At 67.5% G+C, this 15471-nt stretch carries 12 protein-coding genes; 2 read left to right on the top strand and 10 right to left on the bottom strand.

Annotation, left to right across the window (positions count from 1 at the left end):
- Positions 1–99: 99 nt before the first annotated feature.
- From ACQKIE_RS05295 to ACQKIE_RS05270, 6 genes are all read right to left on the bottom strand, one after another.
- Positions 100–1863, bottom strand: a complete 1764-nt coding sequence (locus tag ACQKIE_RS05295) for an ABC transporter transmembrane domain-containing protein (protein ID WP_427456505.1) — start codon at positions 1861–1863, stop codon at positions 100–102.
- A 65-nt stretch (positions 1864–1928) separates the two neighbouring features.
- On the bottom strand, positions 1929–2525 hold the full coding sequence (locus ACQKIE_RS05290) for an IMPACT family protein (protein WP_427456503.1): 597 nt from the start codon (positions 2523–2525) through the stop codon (positions 1929–1931).
- Positions 2522–3100 carry a hypothetical protein gene (locus ACQKIE_RS05285; RefSeq protein WP_427456501.1) on the bottom strand — a complete coding sequence of 193 codons (579 nt, stop codon included), beginning with the start codon at positions 3098–3100 and terminating at the stop codon, positions 2522–2524. The genes ACQKIE_RS05290 and ACQKIE_RS05285 overlap by 4 nt, the downstream gene beginning before the upstream one ends.
- Before the next feature lies 1 nt (position 3101).
- On the bottom strand, positions 3102–3656 hold the full coding sequence (locus ACQKIE_RS05280) for an RNA polymerase sigma factor (protein WP_427456499.1): 555 nt from the start codon (positions 3654–3656) through the stop codon (positions 3102–3104).
- Between the two features lie 11 nt (positions 3657–3667).
- Positions 3668–5365 (bottom strand): vWA domain-containing protein, encoded by a 1698-nt coding sequence (locus tag ACQKIE_RS05275; protein ID WP_427456497.1) that lies wholly within the window; start codon positions 5363–5365, stop codon positions 3668–3670.
- 56 nt (positions 5366–5421) lie between these two features.
- A complete protein-coding gene (locus ACQKIE_RS05270; RefSeq protein WP_427456816.1) occupies positions 5422–6114 on the bottom strand; it encodes a GGDEF domain-containing protein in 693 nt (230 codons plus the stop codon).
- A 1047-nt stretch (positions 6115–7161) separates the two neighbouring features.
- Here ACQKIE_RS05270 and ACQKIE_RS05265 point away from each other — a divergent pair.
- Both ACQKIE_RS05265 and egtB read left to right on the top strand, forming a co-directional pair.
- Positions 7162–7539, top strand: a complete 378-nt coding sequence (locus ACQKIE_RS05265; protein ID WP_427456495.1) for a DUF427 domain-containing protein — start codon at positions 7162–7164, stop codon at positions 7537–7539.
- A gap of 23 nt (positions 7540–7562) precedes the next feature.
- Complete coding sequence (egtB, locus tag ACQKIE_RS05260; protein ID WP_427456493.1) at positions 7563–9731, top strand: ergothioneine biosynthesis protein EgtB; 2169 nt, start codon at positions 7563–7565, stop codon at positions 9729–9731.
- Positions 9732–9755: 24 nt separating this feature from the next.
- On the opposite strand, the gene pgaD is transcribed toward egtB, so the two are convergent.
- From pgaD to pgaA, 4 genes are read right to left on the bottom strand one after another with little or no spacing between them, the layout of a single operon-like run.
- Complete coding sequence (pgaD, locus tag ACQKIE_RS05255; protein WP_427456491.1) at positions 9756–10199, bottom strand: poly-beta-1,6-N-acetyl-D-glucosamine biosynthesis protein PgaD; 444 nt, start codon at positions 10197–10199, stop codon at positions 9756–9758.
- Complete coding sequence (gene pgaC, locus ACQKIE_RS05250) at positions 10196–11446, bottom strand: poly-beta-1,6-N-acetyl-D-glucosamine synthase (protein ID WP_427456489.1); 1251 nt, start codon at positions 11444–11446, stop codon at positions 10196–10198. Before pgaC ends, pgaD begins: the two co-directional genes overlap by 4 nt.
- On the bottom strand, positions 11443–13317 hold the full coding sequence (gene pgaB, locus ACQKIE_RS05245) for a poly-beta-1,6-N-acetyl-D-glucosamine N-deacetylase PgaB (protein WP_427456487.1): 1875 nt from the start codon (positions 13315–13317) through the stop codon (positions 11443–11445). The genes pgaC and pgaB overlap by 4 nt, the downstream gene beginning before the upstream one ends.
- Before the next feature lie 4 nt (positions 13318–13321).
- Positions 13322–15391, bottom strand: a complete 2070-nt coding sequence (gene pgaA / locus ACQKIE_RS05240) for a poly-beta-1,6 N-acetyl-D-glucosamine export porin PgaA (RefSeq protein ID WP_427456485.1) — start codon at positions 15389–15391, stop codon at positions 13322–13324.
- Between the last annotated feature and the right edge of the window lie 80 nt (positions 15392–15471).

Genomic DNA, 15471 nt, shown 5'->3' with positions numbered 1-15471 from the left:
GACGTTAGGTGGTGCCCCGTCAACACGGTGAAAACGTTTCGCGCGTCATCGCTCCGTTGGCTTCTCGCCGCTATAGCGGCTCCCTCGCTACAGAGAGGGTCAGGCCACGAATTGCAGGCGGGCCAGTTCAGCGTAGAGGCCACCTTCCGCGAGCAGGCTGTCGTGCGTGCCTTGGGCGACGATGCGGCCACCGTCCATCACCACGATGCGGTCGGCTCGCTGTACCGTGGCGAGGCGATGCGCGATCACCAGGGTCGTGCGACCCTTCTCCAGGCGCTCCAGGGCATGCTGGATCGCCGCCTCGGATTGCGCATCGAGCGCCGACGTGGCCTCGTCCAGGAGCAGCAGCGGCGCGTCGCGCAAGATCGCGCGCGCGATCGCCACGCGCTGTTTCTGGCCGCCGGAGAGGCGGACGCCGCGTTCACCCAGTGCGGCTTCGTAGCCATCGGGCAACGCCGCGATGAACCCGTCCGCCTCGGCAAGCCGCGCGGCCTCACGCACCTCGTCGTCGCTGGCGTCGGCGCGACCGAAGCGGATATTGTCCGCGGCGCTGCCGCCGAAGATCACCGTTTCCTGCGGCACGAGGGCGATCGCACCGCGCAGTTCCGGCAGCGCGAGCGCGCGCAGGTCGACGCCGTCGAAGCGAATGGCGCCCGAAAGCGGATCGTGGAAACGCAGCAACAGGCTGAAGACCGTGCTCTTGCCGGCACCGGACGGCCCCACCAGCGCGACCGTTTCGCCGGGTGCGATGTCGAGGTCGAAGTCGGAAAGCGCGGCGACGTCCGGTCGCGAGGGATAGCGGAATTCCACGTGTTCGAAGCGCAACGCGCCGGTCACCGGACGCGGCAACGGCTCCGGCGCGTCCGGGGTGCGGATCTGCGGACGTTCCGCGAACAGTTCTCCGATCCGCTCCATGGCGCCTGCTGCGCGGAGTACGTCGCCCCAGACTTCGGAAAGGCCGGCGACCGACCCCGCGGCGAAGATTGCGTACAGGACGAACTGGCTGAGCACGCCCGGCTGGAGGTCGCCGGCGATCACGTCGCGGGCGCCGGCCCAGAGCACGAGGGTGATTGCGCCGAAGATCAGCACGATCACCGCGGCGGTAAGGAGCGAGCGCATGCCGATGCGACGGCGCGCCGTGGCCAGCGCGAGACCGATGGCGGAGGCATAACGGCGGCTCTCGATCGGTTCGCGCGCATAAGCTTTCACCGCCTGGGCGGCGTTCAGCGTTTCGTTCGCGACCGCGGCGGCGTCGGCGATACGGTCCTGGCTGTGCCGGGACAGCTTCTGCACTCGACGGCCGAAGACCAGGATCGGCAGCATCACGGCGGGAATCACCAGCGCGGTGAGGCCGGCGAGACGCGGGCTGGTCCAGGCCATGGCGGCCGCCGCGCCGATCAGCATCACCGCGCTGCGCAGTGCCACGGAAATACCGGAGCCGACCAGCGTCTGCACCACTTCGGTGTCGGTACCGAGGCGGGAGGTGAGTTCGCCGACGCGGGTGCCTTCGTAGAAGCCGACGTCGAGCTGGATCACATGCTCGTACAGCGACGTGCGCAGGGAGGCGAGCGAGCGCTCGCCGAGCAGGGCGATGCAGTAATAGCGAGCGGCGGTGGCGATGGCCAGTACCACGGCCACCCCGAACAGGCCGAGGAAGGTGCCGTTGATCGTGGCGAGGTTCGAGGCGAGGAAGCCATGGTCGATGATGTGCCGCACGGCCACTGGCAAGAGTAGCGACGCGCTCGACGAAATACCCAGGAACACGAGCCACCCGATGGCAAGGCCCTTGTGCGGCTTCAGGAACGGCCATAGGTTGCGCAGCGCGCCGATCTTGCGTGACTTCTCCCTGCGTTCGTCGCTCATGCTCACTTCGGCTCATTCCAGGCGATTCGCCAACGAATGGGGCCGGCCGGTACGGTATTCAACGGCTAGTCGAGGCGGCGGGGCCGTGCCTTTCCCCGGGTCAGGTCCACCAGGCGTGCCGAGATGGATGCGAGCCTGTCCAGCGGCGCCGAAACCACCAGCTCCACCCCGTCGGACGTGAAATCTTCCTGCTCCACGATCGCCTCCATGTCGCGCAGCCGCGCGCTGACGAGCGCCAACTCGCCGAACTCGCAGCGCACGGACAAGCGCCCGGTGGCGACGATCGGCGTCCGAGGCGCCAGGCGCAGGCACTCGGCGGCCGTGCCACCGTAGGCGCGGGCGAGACCTCCTGCACCGAGCTTGATGCCCCCGTACCAGCGCGTGACCAGCACCGCCACGCGGTCGCAGCCCTGGCCGTCGATCGCGGCGAGGATGGGTCGGCCGGCCGTGCCGCCGGGTTCGCCGTCGTCGTTGAAACGGTAGGCGTCGCCGACCCGGTACGCCCAGCAATTGTGCGTCGCCGCGGGATCGCCGGCTGCCTCCAGCCAAGCCAGGGCCGCGGCCGGCGTGTCGACCGGTGCGGCCTGGGCCAGGAAGCGGCTCTTCCTGATGTCTTCCTCGTGCCGCCAGGGAGCAGCCAGTGTGTCCAGCGGGTTGCTCAAGGTTCCAGGTCGCGAAGGTCTTGGGGAAGGTCGTACCGCGGATAGCGAAGACGCAGGTCATGCAAGCGGCGCAATGCTTCCTCGCGCTGGCCGTGGTCGAGCAGGCGGCGTATCTCGCCCACGCGATCGTCCGGAGGGAGGTCCACGCGCCGCGGCGCGAGCATGGGCGCGGCCGTCATCACCTGTGGGAGGGCCCGGACCGGGGCGACCTTCTTCGCGACCCTCGGCGCCACCAGTGGCATATCTACTGCCGCAGGCGCGGGCGCGGGAGCAGGCACCGGCACCGGGGCAGGTATGCGTTCCTGGACGGCGGCGGGTGCCGTGGCAGTCTTCGGTCGCATGTCCCGTAGCTGCCAGGCGAGGCCCACGGCCAGGACCAGCACCGCCGCGGACGCGAGGGCGGCGGGCCAGCGACGATGGCGTCGTGCCGGCACCGCCTGTGCCGCCCGTGCCACGATGGCGGCATCGAGCGCGGACCCCGGTTCCTCCTTCGGCAGGCGCGCATAGAGCGCCGCCAGTTCGCGCTCGTCGGGCAGGTCGTCGTCGTCGCTGGGCGGTGGCGTGTTCGGATTCATGTCAGTCGGCCACGAGTTCTCGGACCCGCGCCATGGCGTAGCGAAGACGCGATTTCGCGGTCTCCTTGCCAACGCCGGTCACGGCGGCGATGTCCTCCAGGGAAAGTTCGTTCTCCATGCGTAGCACGAAGGCCGTGCGCTGTTCGTCGGGCAGCGATGCGATCGCGCGCTGCATCCGCCGGCGAAGTTCGAAATCCGACAACGCATGCTCCGGTTGTTCGCGCTCGGGCGCCGCTTGCCTGGCGAACACCGCTTCCGTCTCCGCCGGACCCGCTTGGGGCCGTTGGCGACGGAAGCTGTCGATCGCCAGGTTGTGCGCGATCTGCAACAGCCAGGTGCCGAACTTCGCTTCGGCACGATAGCGCTGGCGAACGGCGATCACGCGGCTCCAGGTTTCCTGGAACAACTCGTCGGCGATCGCGCGATCCTTCACGGTCTTCAGCAGGAAACGATAGAGCGGTCCCTTGTGCCGCGTATACAACGTCGCGAAGGCGGCCGCGTCCCCGCCCACCCAGGCGAGCATCAAACCGCCATCGTCGGCCAGGGGTGCGTCCATGGCGGGGGAGGTTACGGCATCGGAGGCGTCTGCGTCTGCATGGCGCCGGCCATTTCCGCCAGCTTGACCATGCCCGCGCGATACCCACCTTCGTCCTTGCCCAGTGCATCGTGCGCGAGCGCGGCGACCTTGTCATAGCCGAAGCCGTCTGCATACTTGCCGCCGCGGAGGTTTTCGGCGAACGCGGCAACCGCCGCGGCGAAACGCAGGCGATCGCTCGCGGTCGGCGCAACGCTCGCGCCGATCGGTCGTTCGATCAACCGGCTCGCACCGCCGGCGGGCGCCTTGTAACGCAGCCGCAGGAATGCCAGCTCCCCCGATCCGCGTGTCGCCGTCGCGCTGCCGTAGCGGAGCGGATCGATGCGTGCCCCCTTGGCGTCTTTCAGCGTGATTTCGTACAGCGCCGTCACGTTCGCGCCGGCGCCGATGTCGCCCGCGTCCACGGCGTCGTTGTTGAAATCCTCGCGCGCCAGCAGACGCTTCTCGTAGCCGACGAGGCGGTACTCGGTCACGATCGCTGGATTGAATTCGACCTGGATTTTCACGTCCTTCGCAATCGTCAGCAGCGTCGCCGACATTTCGTCCACGAGCACGCGGCGGCCTTCGGCGAGACTGTCGATGTAGTGATGGCTGCCATTGCCCGCATCCGCGAGTTCCACGGCCATTTGGTCGTTGTAGTTGCCTTCGCCGAAGCCCAGCGTCGTCAAGGCGATGCCGCTCTTTCGCTTTTCGGCGATCCTGTCCTTCAGGGCACCGACACCGACGGTGCCGACGTTGAAGTCCCCGTCGGTCGCCAGGATCACCCGGTTCACGCCACCTTTGATGAAGCCCTTCGCTGCCTGTGCATAAGCGAGGTCGATGCCGGCGGCGCCGTTCGTGGAGCCGCCCGCGCCGAGCTCGTCGATGGCCGCCGCGATCTTCGCGTGCTGGTCGCCGGGCGTCGATGGCAGGGCCACGCACGTGGCGCCCGCATAGGTCACGAGCGAGATGCGATCCGGCGCGCGCAGCTTCGGCACGATCTGCTTGAGCGAGGCCTTCAACAGCGGCAGCTTGTCCGTTTCGTTCATCGATCCGGAGACATCCACGAGGAAGACAAGGTTGGCGGCGGGCATCTCGGTGGCGGGCACGTCGTATCCCTGCACGCCGACGAGCAGTAACTGGCGGTCGGCGTTCCACGGTGCCGGGGCCAGCTCCGTGGTGACGCTGAAAGGCTGCTCCTGTGTCGCGGGCAGCGCATAGCCGTAGTCGAAGTAGTTGATGAATTCCTCGGTTCGCACCGCATCCGTGGGCGGCAGCCGGCCTTCCTGCAGCATGCGACGCACGTTGGTGTAGGACCCGGTGTCGACGTCGAGTCCGAACGTCGACACGGGTTCGGCGGCCGCGAGGTGTACCGGATTCGCCTCGCGATGCGCATAGTTCTCCCGGTCGACCTCGCCGAGCTGCGGTGGCATCAAGAAAGCCGACACCCCGGCGACCTTGGCTTCCGCCATGACACGGGGTGCCGGCACGCCCGGCGCCGGCAGGGGGACGGGCGACGACATGACGCGCCCCGTGATCGGCCGGTACGCGAGGGCGCCGGGCTGGCAATCCGCCGCCGACGTGGGACGAGCGACGGGTTCCCTGGCGGAGGCACCATGAGGCGCGGAAAGACCGGCCGTGAGGACCAGGCCGGCGAAGATCAGGGGGAGGGTGACTCGGAGCGTGTTCATCGTGCACGGCCTTGTGGGGGACATGACGGTGAAACGCAGGGACGGGCGAAACGGGGTTAACCGAGGTAGCGCGAGCCGTCGATTCGCACGGTATTCGCCAAGGCGTCGTCCTGGCTGGCCACGCGGTTGCGTCCCGATTGCTTGGCTCGATAAAGCGCGCGGTCCGCGGCGTTGAGGAGGTCCAACGGCCCGCTTTCGGATGTGGCGTGGGCCGCCGCCACGCCGATGCTGATGGTCACGACGCCTAACTTCCCCTGCGGATGCGGCATGGCCAACGCTTCGACCTGCCGCCGTAATTCGTCGGCAAGCGCGAGGGCCGCGGGCAGGCGCGTTCCCGGCGCGACCACGGCGAATTCCTCGCCTCCGAACCGGGCGATGAAATCGCCGGCCCGCAGGCCATGGCCCAGCAGTGCCGTGGCGAGCGAGCGCAGGCATTCGTCGCCGGCAAGGTGACCGTAGCGGTCGTTGAACTCCTTGAACTGGTCGACGTCGATCATCAACAGGGCGATCGGCTCCTGCTGTCCGGGCCGGTGCCATTCGCGCAACAGGCGTTCGTCGAGTGCGCGGCGGTTGGCGAGGCCGGTCAGGCTGTCGACGAAGACGAGGCCCTGCAATTCGTCCCGGCTGCGCACCAGCCGGAATTCCTCTTCCACCAGGTCCACCTGGGCGAGCGTGCCGCGCAGGCCGATGCCGACGACCGCCGCGATCGCCCCGCAGATACCCAGCACCGGGTAGCCGGGAATCAACATCAGGCCGAAACCGAGCACGCTCATCGCGAGGAACGTGGGGCTGGCGCTCTGCACGAAGCGCACGAGGTACACCGGCGGATGCCAGTGCCGCTGCGGCATGCGCGTCACGGCGGCGACGAAGAGCACCAGGAACGGGAGGTCGAGCAGGGTGTCCCACGGCGACGTGCCGAACTCGGGATGCCCTCCGAGGGCGACGTAGTGGTTGTAGAAGTAACCGGAGAACGCATAGGTGACGAAGAAGGCGGTCACGCCACGGAAGAAATAGTGATCCTCGGCCCGGTCGGTCGCCACGTAGCGCAACAAGGCGGCAACAGCCAGGCACGCATTCTCGAAGTCGAGCATGTAAGCGACGTCCACGGCCGCCTGCGTCCCCATGGCACCTTCCAGCGACACGATGGAGAAAGTGCGCATGTAGAAGAGCACGCCGAGCAGGGTCGCCAGGACGAGGTCGATGGCCATCGCCCACTTCTTCCGCGCCGCGACCGGTGCCGAAGACACGGACACGAGCACCGGCAACACGTAGAGGATGTAGAAGAACATGCTGTCGCCGGGCGCCGGATTCGAATTCTCCAGCACGTAGTTCTGCCGGGCAGACAGGGACATGCCCACTGTCCACAGCGCCAGGCTCGCAAGGAGCAGCCACCAGCGACGGTCCCTTGGCGCCCCCGAGCGACGCCAGGCCACCACCACGCTGACCATGGCAAGGGCCGCGACCGAGAAGAAGAACGCATAAGAGATCGACATGCCCAGGGCGGGCAGGGCGACCAGGGCGATGGCATGGGCCGCGACGACGGCCGCCGCGACGATGAGCGCTTTCATGGCGACCCTCCCGCCACCTGCAACACTATGGTCATCGGCCGGGCGGAGCGGATGTTTAGCGCCATGGGGGCATGGTACGGCCGGCTCCGGTGGCGTTTGTTAAACCGCAGTGCGGTCCAAGAACCGATCTTTGCGCTTCGGTAACGTCACCTGTTCCCGTTTGTCGGCTTGGTTTCCGGGCTCGCGGGTCGCAGGATGTCCGATCAACCCGTTAGGAAGGAGTGCGCCATGTCCTCACGTCCCGTCAAGGTTCCCGGTCCCGATCATCCGATCACGGTGCAAAAGTCGGGGGGAAGGGTGGTCGTTCGTTCGAGCGATCGCATCATCGCCGACACGCGTAACGCGCTGACGCTGCGCGAGGCCAGCTATCCGGCCGTGTTCTACATCCCACGCGAGGACGCCGACATGGCTTCCCTGCAACGGACCGAGCACCACACGTATTGCCCATACAAAGGGGAGGCGTCGTACTTCAGCCTGCCGGGCGACGAGGAGCGATCGATCAACGCCATCTGGAGTTACGAAGCGCCGCACGAATCCGTCGCTTCGATCCGCGAGCATCTCGCCTTCTATCCGGACCGCGTGCAGATCGAGTTCACCCCGGACTGACCGGCGTTACCCAGGGAGCCCCCATGCAAGCCCTCGTCGATACCTCCATGGCGCCCGGCGCCACCGCTCGCGCCTCTGCAGTCCTCCTCTCGCTTGCCGAGCGGTACGACGCCGTGCGCGCCCGGACCGAAGCCCTCGTGGCCGGCCTCGGACCCGAAGACATGGTCGTCCAGTCGATGCCCGATGCCAGTCCGGCGAAATGGCACCTCGCCCATACGACGTGGTTCTTCGAAACCTTCGTGCTCGGGCCGAACCTGCCCGGCTACGAGGTCTTCGACGAGGACTTCGGCTATCTCTTCAATTCGTACTACGAGGCTGTCGGGCCGCGGCATCCCCGACCGTTGCGCGGCCTGCTCACGCGGCCGACCAGCCAGCGGGTCCTGGCTTACCGGCACCACGTGGACCGGCACATGCGGATCTTCCTCGCCGGCGACCTGTCCGCCGAACTGGACGCGCTCATCCGCCTTGGCTTCGCCCACGAGGAACAGCACCAGGAACTGCTGGTGATGGATGTGCAGCACCTCTTCGCCCAGTCGCCGCTGAAACCGGCGTTCGACCCGTCGTGGGCGGCCCCGGTGGCTGGGCCGACGGGGCGGTTTCGTTCGGTGACGGGCGGTCCGGTGCGTGTCGGTGTCGCGAACGAGGCTTTCGCGTTCGACAACGAGGGCCCCGCGCATACGGTTTGGCTGGAGCCTTTCGAGATCGCCGACCGACTCGTCACCAACGGGCAGTGGCTCGCCTTCATGGCCCTCGGTGGCTATCGGCGTGCCGACCTCTGGCTGTCGGACGGATGGGCGCAGTGCCAGGCCGAGGGTTGGGACGCGCCATTGTATTGGCAGCATGATGGCGAGGCGTGGTCGCACATGACGCCGGGCGGCTGGCTGCCGGTCGATCCGGACGCGCCGGTGACCCATGTCAGCTATTACGAGGCGGAAGCGTTCGCGCGCTGGTCAGGTGCGCGCTTGCCGTCCGAGGCCGAATGGGAGCATGCCGTACGCACCCGCGCCGACCTGCAGCAGGTCGCCGATGTCGCGTGGCAATGGACGTCGAGCGCCTATGCGCCGTACCCCGGCTTCCGTGCGGCGGACGACGCCGTGGGGGAGTACAACGGCAAGTTCATGAGCGGCCAGATGGTATTGCGTGGCGGCGCCAGCGTGACACCGCCCGGACATGCCCGCGTGTCGTACCGCAACTTCTACCGCCACGGCCAGCGCTGGATGTTCAGTGGCGTCCGACTGGCACGGGATGCGGGTTCCTCGCCCGATCGCGAACGACTGGCCTTCCTGCGCGATACGCTCGCCGGTCTCTCGGCCTCGCCCAAGGCGTTTTCACCGAAGTACTTCTACGACGGAACGGGGTCCGCGTTGTTCGAGGCCATCTGCGTTACGCCCGAGTACTATCCGACGCGCACGGAAACCGCCCTCCTGCGCGATATCGCTCCCGCGCTCGCCGAGGCCATTCCGGACGGTGCGGTCTTACTGGAACTCGGAAGCGGCGCGAGCGACAAGACGCGCATGCTGCTCGATGCGGCGCCGTGGATATCGGCGTACGTGCCTGTCGACATCAGTGCCGACGCGCTGGACGGCGCCGTCGCGCGACTTCGCGATGCGTATCCCTCGTTGGTCGTGCATCCGGTGGTGGGCGACTTTACCCACGCCATCGCGCTGCCAAAAGCGCTGGCGGGCAGGCCGGTAGTGGCATTCTTCCCAGGGTCGACGATCGGCAACTTCACGCCGGACGAGGCGGTGGCGCTGCTTCGTTCCGTGCGCGGGCAGCTCGGTTCCGACGCGCGCTTCATCGTCGGCGCCGACCAGGTAAAAGACCTCGACGTGCTGTTGGCCGCCTATGACGACGCCGCGGGCGTGACGGCGGCGTTCAACCGCAACGTGCTCGTGAGGATCAATCGCGAACTCGGTGGCGACCTGGATCCGGCGTCCTTCGACCACCGGGCGATCTGGAATCCCGCGTTCGAACGCATCGAGATGCACCTCGTGAGCCGCGAAGCACAGCGCGTGACCGTGGCGGGGCAGGCGTTCTCGTTCGACGCTGGCGAGTCGATCCATACCGAGAACTCGCACAAGTTCACGCCGGCATCCTTCGCCCGGCTGGCGGAGGCCGGCGGGTGGCGGATCGAGAACGAATGGATATCCGCCGATCCGGCGTTCGGCGTGTACGTCCTGCAGGCGCTTTGAACAGGGGGTCGGGCGCCCCCCTGTTTATCTTGCGTCTTCCACCGTCATGTACCCGTCCCGCGTAACGCTGACCACCGTGCGGCGCATGCCCTGCATCTTCAGGGCATCGCGGGTCGTGGCGCCGATGGCGGCGGCCGTTTGTGCGACGTCCACGGGCTTGTTTCCGCGGCGCTTCTGCTTACCGGCGAAGCGCGCGTGGTTATAGCCGGACCAACTGCTGAATACGGCGGCGCACAGCACGGCCACTAGCAGGATGATGTTGATGTCGCCCCCATCGCCGATGGGGTTGAGCACGTGCAACTGCAGCCACGCGTTGCGTAGGCCGAACGCCCATGCGCCGAGGGTCAGCAGCGGCAGCCAGAGGAAGGCCCAGAACAGCCATGCGAACACGGTCACGGTGGCGAAGGCCGCCCGTTGCGTCGTCGACTGGCGCTCGGGCCGCTGGATGATGATCGTTTCGGCTTTCATCGCAGTCCCCGGTCCGGGCTGACCCAGACGGCACGCGTGCCCCGGCGCTTCAGGATCGCCTTCGGCAGCGCGACCACCGAGGTCGCCGTGTTGAGCAGCCAGTACACCAGCGGGTACCAGATCATCCAGTAATAGTTGCGGCCGATGCGCGTTTCGTACCGGCGGTCGACGAGCAGGCTGATGAGGAACTGCAGGAGGCAGATGGCACCGAGCACCACGCCGTGCCACTGCGGAAGCAGCGTGTCGACATACAGCGAGGGCGGCAACGGCATGAAGCAGCCCAGTACCCACAGCACGATGATCGCCGACATGGTGTACGACCAGAGCAGGCTCATCACGTATTCGAACGCCACGGGCCACATCCGTCGCTGGCGCCACTTGAACAGCTGCGCGGTATAGCGGAGCAGTACTTCGGAGCCGCCTTGCGCCCAGCGCAGGCGCTGCTTCCACAGGCCGCGCACGGTCTCCGGCATGAGGATCCAACAGAGCGCATTGGGCTCATAGCGGATCTCCCAGTGACGCATCTGCAGGCGCCAGCTCACGTCGATGTCCTCCGTGACCATGTCGGTGTTCCAGTAGCCGACGTCGTGCAGCGCGCTCTTGCGGAAGCAGGCGATTACGCCCGACACCGTGAAGATGCGGCCGTACACGCGCTGCGCGCGCTTGATCAGTCCGATGATCGACGAGAACTCGCCCACCTGGAGCTTGCCCAGCAGGGCGGAGCGGTTGCGGATCCGCGGATTGCCGGTGACGGCCGCGACGCGCGGGCTCTCCAGCATGTGCATCATCATCCAGTGCGTGGCGTAATCGTCGAGCAGGGCGTCGCCGTCCACGCAGACGAGGAAGTCCGAGCGCGAGGCGAGCGCCGCGGCGCGCAGCCCCATGGCCTTGCCCTGGTTGCTGGACATGTGGATGACCCGCAGCACGGGATACTGCGCCATCAGCTGGTCGAGTTGGGTACCGGTGTCGTCGGTCGAGCCGTCGTTGATCGCGATGATTTCGAAGTTCGGGTATTGCTGCGAGGCGAGGTGGGCGATCGTCTCGCGGACCTGCGGCCCCTCGTTGTGGCAGGGCACGACGAGGCTCACCATCGGGTAGTCGGGCAGCGGCCGCGGGCGCACCCGCGAGGGCTCCTTGCGTTCCCAGCGCAGGAAGTAGATGACGCCACCGCTCATCCAGATGAGCGACATCACCAACGGGTAATAGAAGGCGAACTCGAGCAACGCGTGGAGGATGCCGCCGTTCATTGCGCAGGCTCCGGATAGGGATAGTCGGACGCCGATATGGCAGGGCGTATGGCTTCGAGCGACGGCCGGTCGTTGACGAAGTCGTCCGGGTAGTAGCCGATGTGTCGCGCGCCCAGGACCTGCACCGCGCGCAAGCGGGCGGCGATGTCGCGATCGGCGATCGGCTTGTGCGTGCGCCAGTCCTGTGCAGCGAACTCGAACAGCGTGCGTTCCATGGCGCCAGGCGTGGCCTTCACCGCGGTGACCAGCTTGCGATACCAGGCCAGGCGATCGGGCGCGTCGTCGAGTTGCGGCATCGCCATGACCGCCGTCAATCCGTAGGCGCGGTTGAACGCCGGCAAGCTCTGCGCGAACCAGGCTTCCGCACCGGGTTCCAGGATCGGCCGCGCGTAGATGTTGCGCGCGGTGAGCAATTGCGGACGCCAGCGCTTCATGCGATCGGTCAGCGCCTGGGTGAAGTCGATCAGGGCCTGCGTGTTCTGCGCCGGCGTGTTCTTGGCCCACGGACCGAGGTTATCGGTGTCGCGAAGGTACGCGTCATCGGAGAACAGCACCCCGGCCTCGGCGGCGTACATCGCCAGGTCTTCGTAGACGTCGCCGATCATCGCGCGGACCTTCGCGTCGTACGGCGCCAGGCGGTAATGATCGCCGTCCGGCTTCGGCTCGCCGGCGAGCGTCGGCAACGATTGACCGTTGGGGAAGCGGAAGGCGAGGACGGGCATCCAGGCGTAGACGCGAACCCCGGCGCGGGTGCGCAACTGCCACGACACGCGGGAGAACAGGTCGGCCCGCATCGGCAGGTGGCGGTTCGGAAAGTACACGGCATCCGCGACGCCGTCGCCATCGGGATCGGCGTACGCCTGCAGCCAGACGTCCGTGACGTGCATGCGCTTGATGCGGTCGAGGAGCTTCGACAGGTTGCGGTCTTGCTGGGCCGGATCGGCGTCGTACACGTAGTCCAGGTCGACCTGCACCGCACGCGTCGCGTCCACCTGTGCCTGGTGGCGCATCAGCCATCCGAGCCGGTTCGCGGTGATGTTGTCGCTCACCAGCAACCGCGGCACGGTGCGGCCCGGTTCGAGCTTCGGCGCATCGTCACTGAGGCTGAAGGTGACGGTCATGCCGACATCGGCGGCCACGTCGCGGCCGACGCGGGTGTATTCGCCGTACGGCCAGGCGAGCGCGCGCGGACGGACGCCGATGTGGCGGGCTATCTCGCTCGCGCTGCGGTCGAGGTCGGCGCGGAGGCGGGCACGGTATTCATCGGCGGTTTCGTAACGATGCAGGGCTTCGTCATAGCTCAGCGACGCCGCGGTCGGCAGGAGGTTGCCTTGGGGATTGGCGTCGTGGCCCTGGTGCATGCCCCATGAATGCGAGGCGATCTCGACCAGTCCGGACGCGTGCATCTCCGCCACCTGGTCCCAGGTAAGGAAGCAGGAGCGGTCGCAATCGCTGCCGTTGTACGGCATGCGCTTGCCGTCCGGCATGTCGATCCACGAGCCCACCAGCGCCTGCACGGCCGGATACCGGTAAGCACGCAGTAAGGGATAGACGCGCGTGTAAAAACTCTCGAGACCGTCGTCGAACGTGAGCAGCACGGCGTCGGGCGGTAGCGGCGCGCCGCCGTGGCTCGCCTGCACGACCTGCTCGAGGCTGACGACGTGGTAGCCGTTGGCTTTCAGCCAGTCGAAATGGGCCACGAGGTGGTCGGTGCTGATGGCATCCGGGTCGCGATCGGCGTGGAGGCCGACATCGTCGCGGACGTCGTGGTAGGCGAGCACGGTCAAGGCCGGACGCGCGGGGGCGACCGGCTGCGCGAACGCGGGAAGCGCGAGCCCCAGCAGGACCAGCAGGATCAACAGCGGGCGCATGCTCTCATTCTCCCCAGTGCAGCGTCAGGTCGAGGACCACGCGATGCTCGCGCCGTCCGTCGTAGGGTTGGTTGTGCCAGCCGATGCCCCAGCCCAGGTGGAAGCCGGGTCCGGTCTGAATGACCTGGCCGTAGCGGAGCGAGGCCATCCAACCGGTGGCGTAACCGCGCTCGGCATACTGACCCAGGGCAACGTCGATACGCTGCGTCACGTTGCGCTCGTAGAACTGGCCGAGCACGTTTTCGAGCCGGCCGGTGAAGGCATAGCTCCAGTCGCGCCGTGGGTTGAAGTACGGGCGGTCCTTGTCGGTGTTCATCGAGCCGGCCAGCTCGAGGCCCCCGTCCAGTGCGAGGTATGGCGCGGTATGCATGCGCTGGACGACCGAGGCCAGCCAACCCGTCCGGCGGTTGCCGTCGCTGAAGTCGTCGCGCGACAGGCCGAGCTGTGCCTGGGTGAGTTCGCTGGCACGCCAGGTGACAGTCGTGTCGAGTGTCTTCGCGCTGATGCCGTAGAACTGGGCGCGCAGCGGCGTGTCGTCGCCTGCCGTGCTGTAGTCGGCCGCCCAGGCCCAACGGTCGCTCATCGACCAGTTGAATCCGGCTTCGATCGCCGTTTTGCCGACATAGCGATCCGTGGAGGGCAGGGCCTGCACGTAGGCCTGGAGGCCTAGCGCATAGCCGCGCACGCCCAGCCCCGCGCGGCTGCGCCGCACGTCGCCCTCGGGCAGGTCGGCCGTGGAATAGCGTCCGATGGCGAGTACGCGCCAGTGGTCGTCGATCAACGGGCTGGCGATCGTCGCCTGTGTCGTGCTGTCGCGATCGCCGAAGTCGGGACTGGACCCCTTGCCGTGCTCGGCCTCGACGTCCAGTTGCCAGCCACGTTCGCGCTGCCACGATGCTTCCGCGCGGTCCACGCGCGCGTCGCGGGATGCCAACGAGCGAGCCACGGCGAGGTCCGCGTCCACTTGCGCGTAATCGTTGAGCACACGACGGGCATTGGCCTTACCGATATAGGCGCCGGCTTCGCGCGGGTCGAGCGTGAGCGCGATCGCGAAGTCGTCCAGGGCACGCCGTGGCCAGCCACGGGCGAGTTCCACCATGCCGAGCTCGCTGCGCAGCGACGCGTTTGCCGGAGCCTCCCGGTTCAGCGGCTCCAGCCGCCCATAGGCATCGGCGTGCATGTCGATATAGTCGCGTACTGCCGCGGCGTTGAGATCGGCATCGAGCTTGCGCTGGTTCTCGACGGGGAGGGCGATGCCGGGGACGCGGATCCAGGGCGTTTCCTTCGCGGTAAGTGCGTCAATGGTCTGCAAGGCTTTTCGGGTCTCGCCCGATTCGAGGTACGCATACATCAACCCGATGCGCGGCTCGCTTTCGTTCGCGTCGTAGGGGCCCGGATCCTGCGCGATGCTGTCTTCGTACAGCTTCGCCGCTTCGGCCGGTCGGCGCTTTGCCAGAAGCGCATCCGCGGCGGCGCGTTCGACGTAAGCCGGCAAGGCGACGTCGTGTGCGTGCAACGCGTCGTACTGGGCGACGGCTTCATCCGGCCGGCCCGCCCGGGCCAAGGCGACGAGCAGGTCGAAAGTCGCGCGTTGACGCAGGTCGGCCGGGAGCAGAGGATCGTCGGCGACGCGGCGCGCGTCGTCCACGGAGATGTCCGCTGCCACGTAAGGCCGGAACGGGTCCGCGGGCTCGCCGTCCGCCCAGCGAATTTCCTGTGCGACATGGTCCGCGGCCAGGTGATGTCGTTCAGTGGCCGTCGACACTGGCCGCAGCGCCGACGCGAGTTCGTTGGCGCGCGTACTGGCGCCCAGTTCAGTCAATAGAGTGACGTTGAGCGCCTGCGCTTCGCGGTCGGCCGGCCAGCGGTCGAGGAGCGCCTGGCAATGGGCGAGCGCGTCGATGCGATGTCCCGCGTCGCGCTCCTGGCGCGCCATGGCCATCAGCGCGTCGCGTTCCGGTAGCGTGTTCGCGGCCGGGGCCAGCGGGCCGTAAAGGGCGAGGAGCAAGGCGAGGCACAAACGCCTCCCCGGCACCCGCGCGGCGCGCGGGTGTGTCGTCGAATTCAGTCTCATCCTGCCAGCAGCTTCCTTTCGGCCCCCACGAACATGCATTCCTGCGGGGGCGTAAAAATTGAGTGTCGCGACATCCCTAC

Source organism: Luteibacter sp. NPDC031894, assembly GCF_050273135.1.
GTDB lineage: Bacteria > Pseudomonadota > Gammaproteobacteria > Xanthomonadales > Rhodanobacteraceae > Luteibacter.
The sequence above is the reverse complement of the archived record's forward strand: the minus strand, read 5'-3'. Positions and strand labels throughout refer to the sequence as shown.

Coding starts and splice junctions, on each gene's coding strand:
- ACQKIE_RS05295 (WP_427456505.1), bottom strand. CDS start 1,863: ATGAGCGACGAACGCAGGGAGAAGTCACGCAAGATCGGCGCGCTGCGC.
- ACQKIE_RS05285 (WP_427456501.1), bottom strand. CDS start 3,100: ATGAATCCGAACACGCCACCGCCCAGCGACGACGACGACCTGCCCGAC.
- ACQKIE_RS05280 (WP_427456499.1), bottom strand. CDS start 3,656: ATGGACGCACCCCTGGCCGACGATGGCGGTTTGATGCTCGCCTGGGTG.
- ACQKIE_RS05275 (WP_427456497.1), bottom strand. CDS start 5,365: ATGAACACGCTCCGAGTCACCCTCCCCCTGATCTTCGCCGGCCTGGTC.
- ACQKIE_RS05270 (WP_427456816.1), bottom strand. CDS start 6,114: ATGTTGATTCCCGGCTACCCGGTGCTGGGTATCTGCGGGGCGATCGCG.
- ACQKIE_RS05265 (WP_427456495.1), top strand. CDS start 7,162: ATGTCCTCACGTCCCGTCAAGGTTCCCGGTCCCGATCATCCGATCACG.
- egtB (WP_427456493.1), top strand. CDS start 7,563: ATGCAAGCCCTCGTCGATACCTCCATGGCGCCCGGCGCCACCGCTCGC.
- pgaD (WP_427456491.1), bottom strand. CDS start 10,199: ATGAAAGCCGAAACGATCATCATCCAGCGGCCCGAGCGCCAGTCGACG.
- pgaC (WP_427456489.1), bottom strand. CDS start 11,446: ATGAACGGCGGCATCCTCCACGCGTTGCTCGAGTTCGCCTTCTATTAC.
- pgaB (WP_427456487.1), bottom strand. CDS start 13,317: ATGCGCCCGCTGTTGATCCTGCTGGTCCTGCTGGGGCTCGCGCTTCCC.
- pgaA (WP_427456485.1), bottom strand. CDS start 15,391: ATGAGACTGAATTCGACGACACACCCGCGCGCCGCGCGGGTGCCGGGG.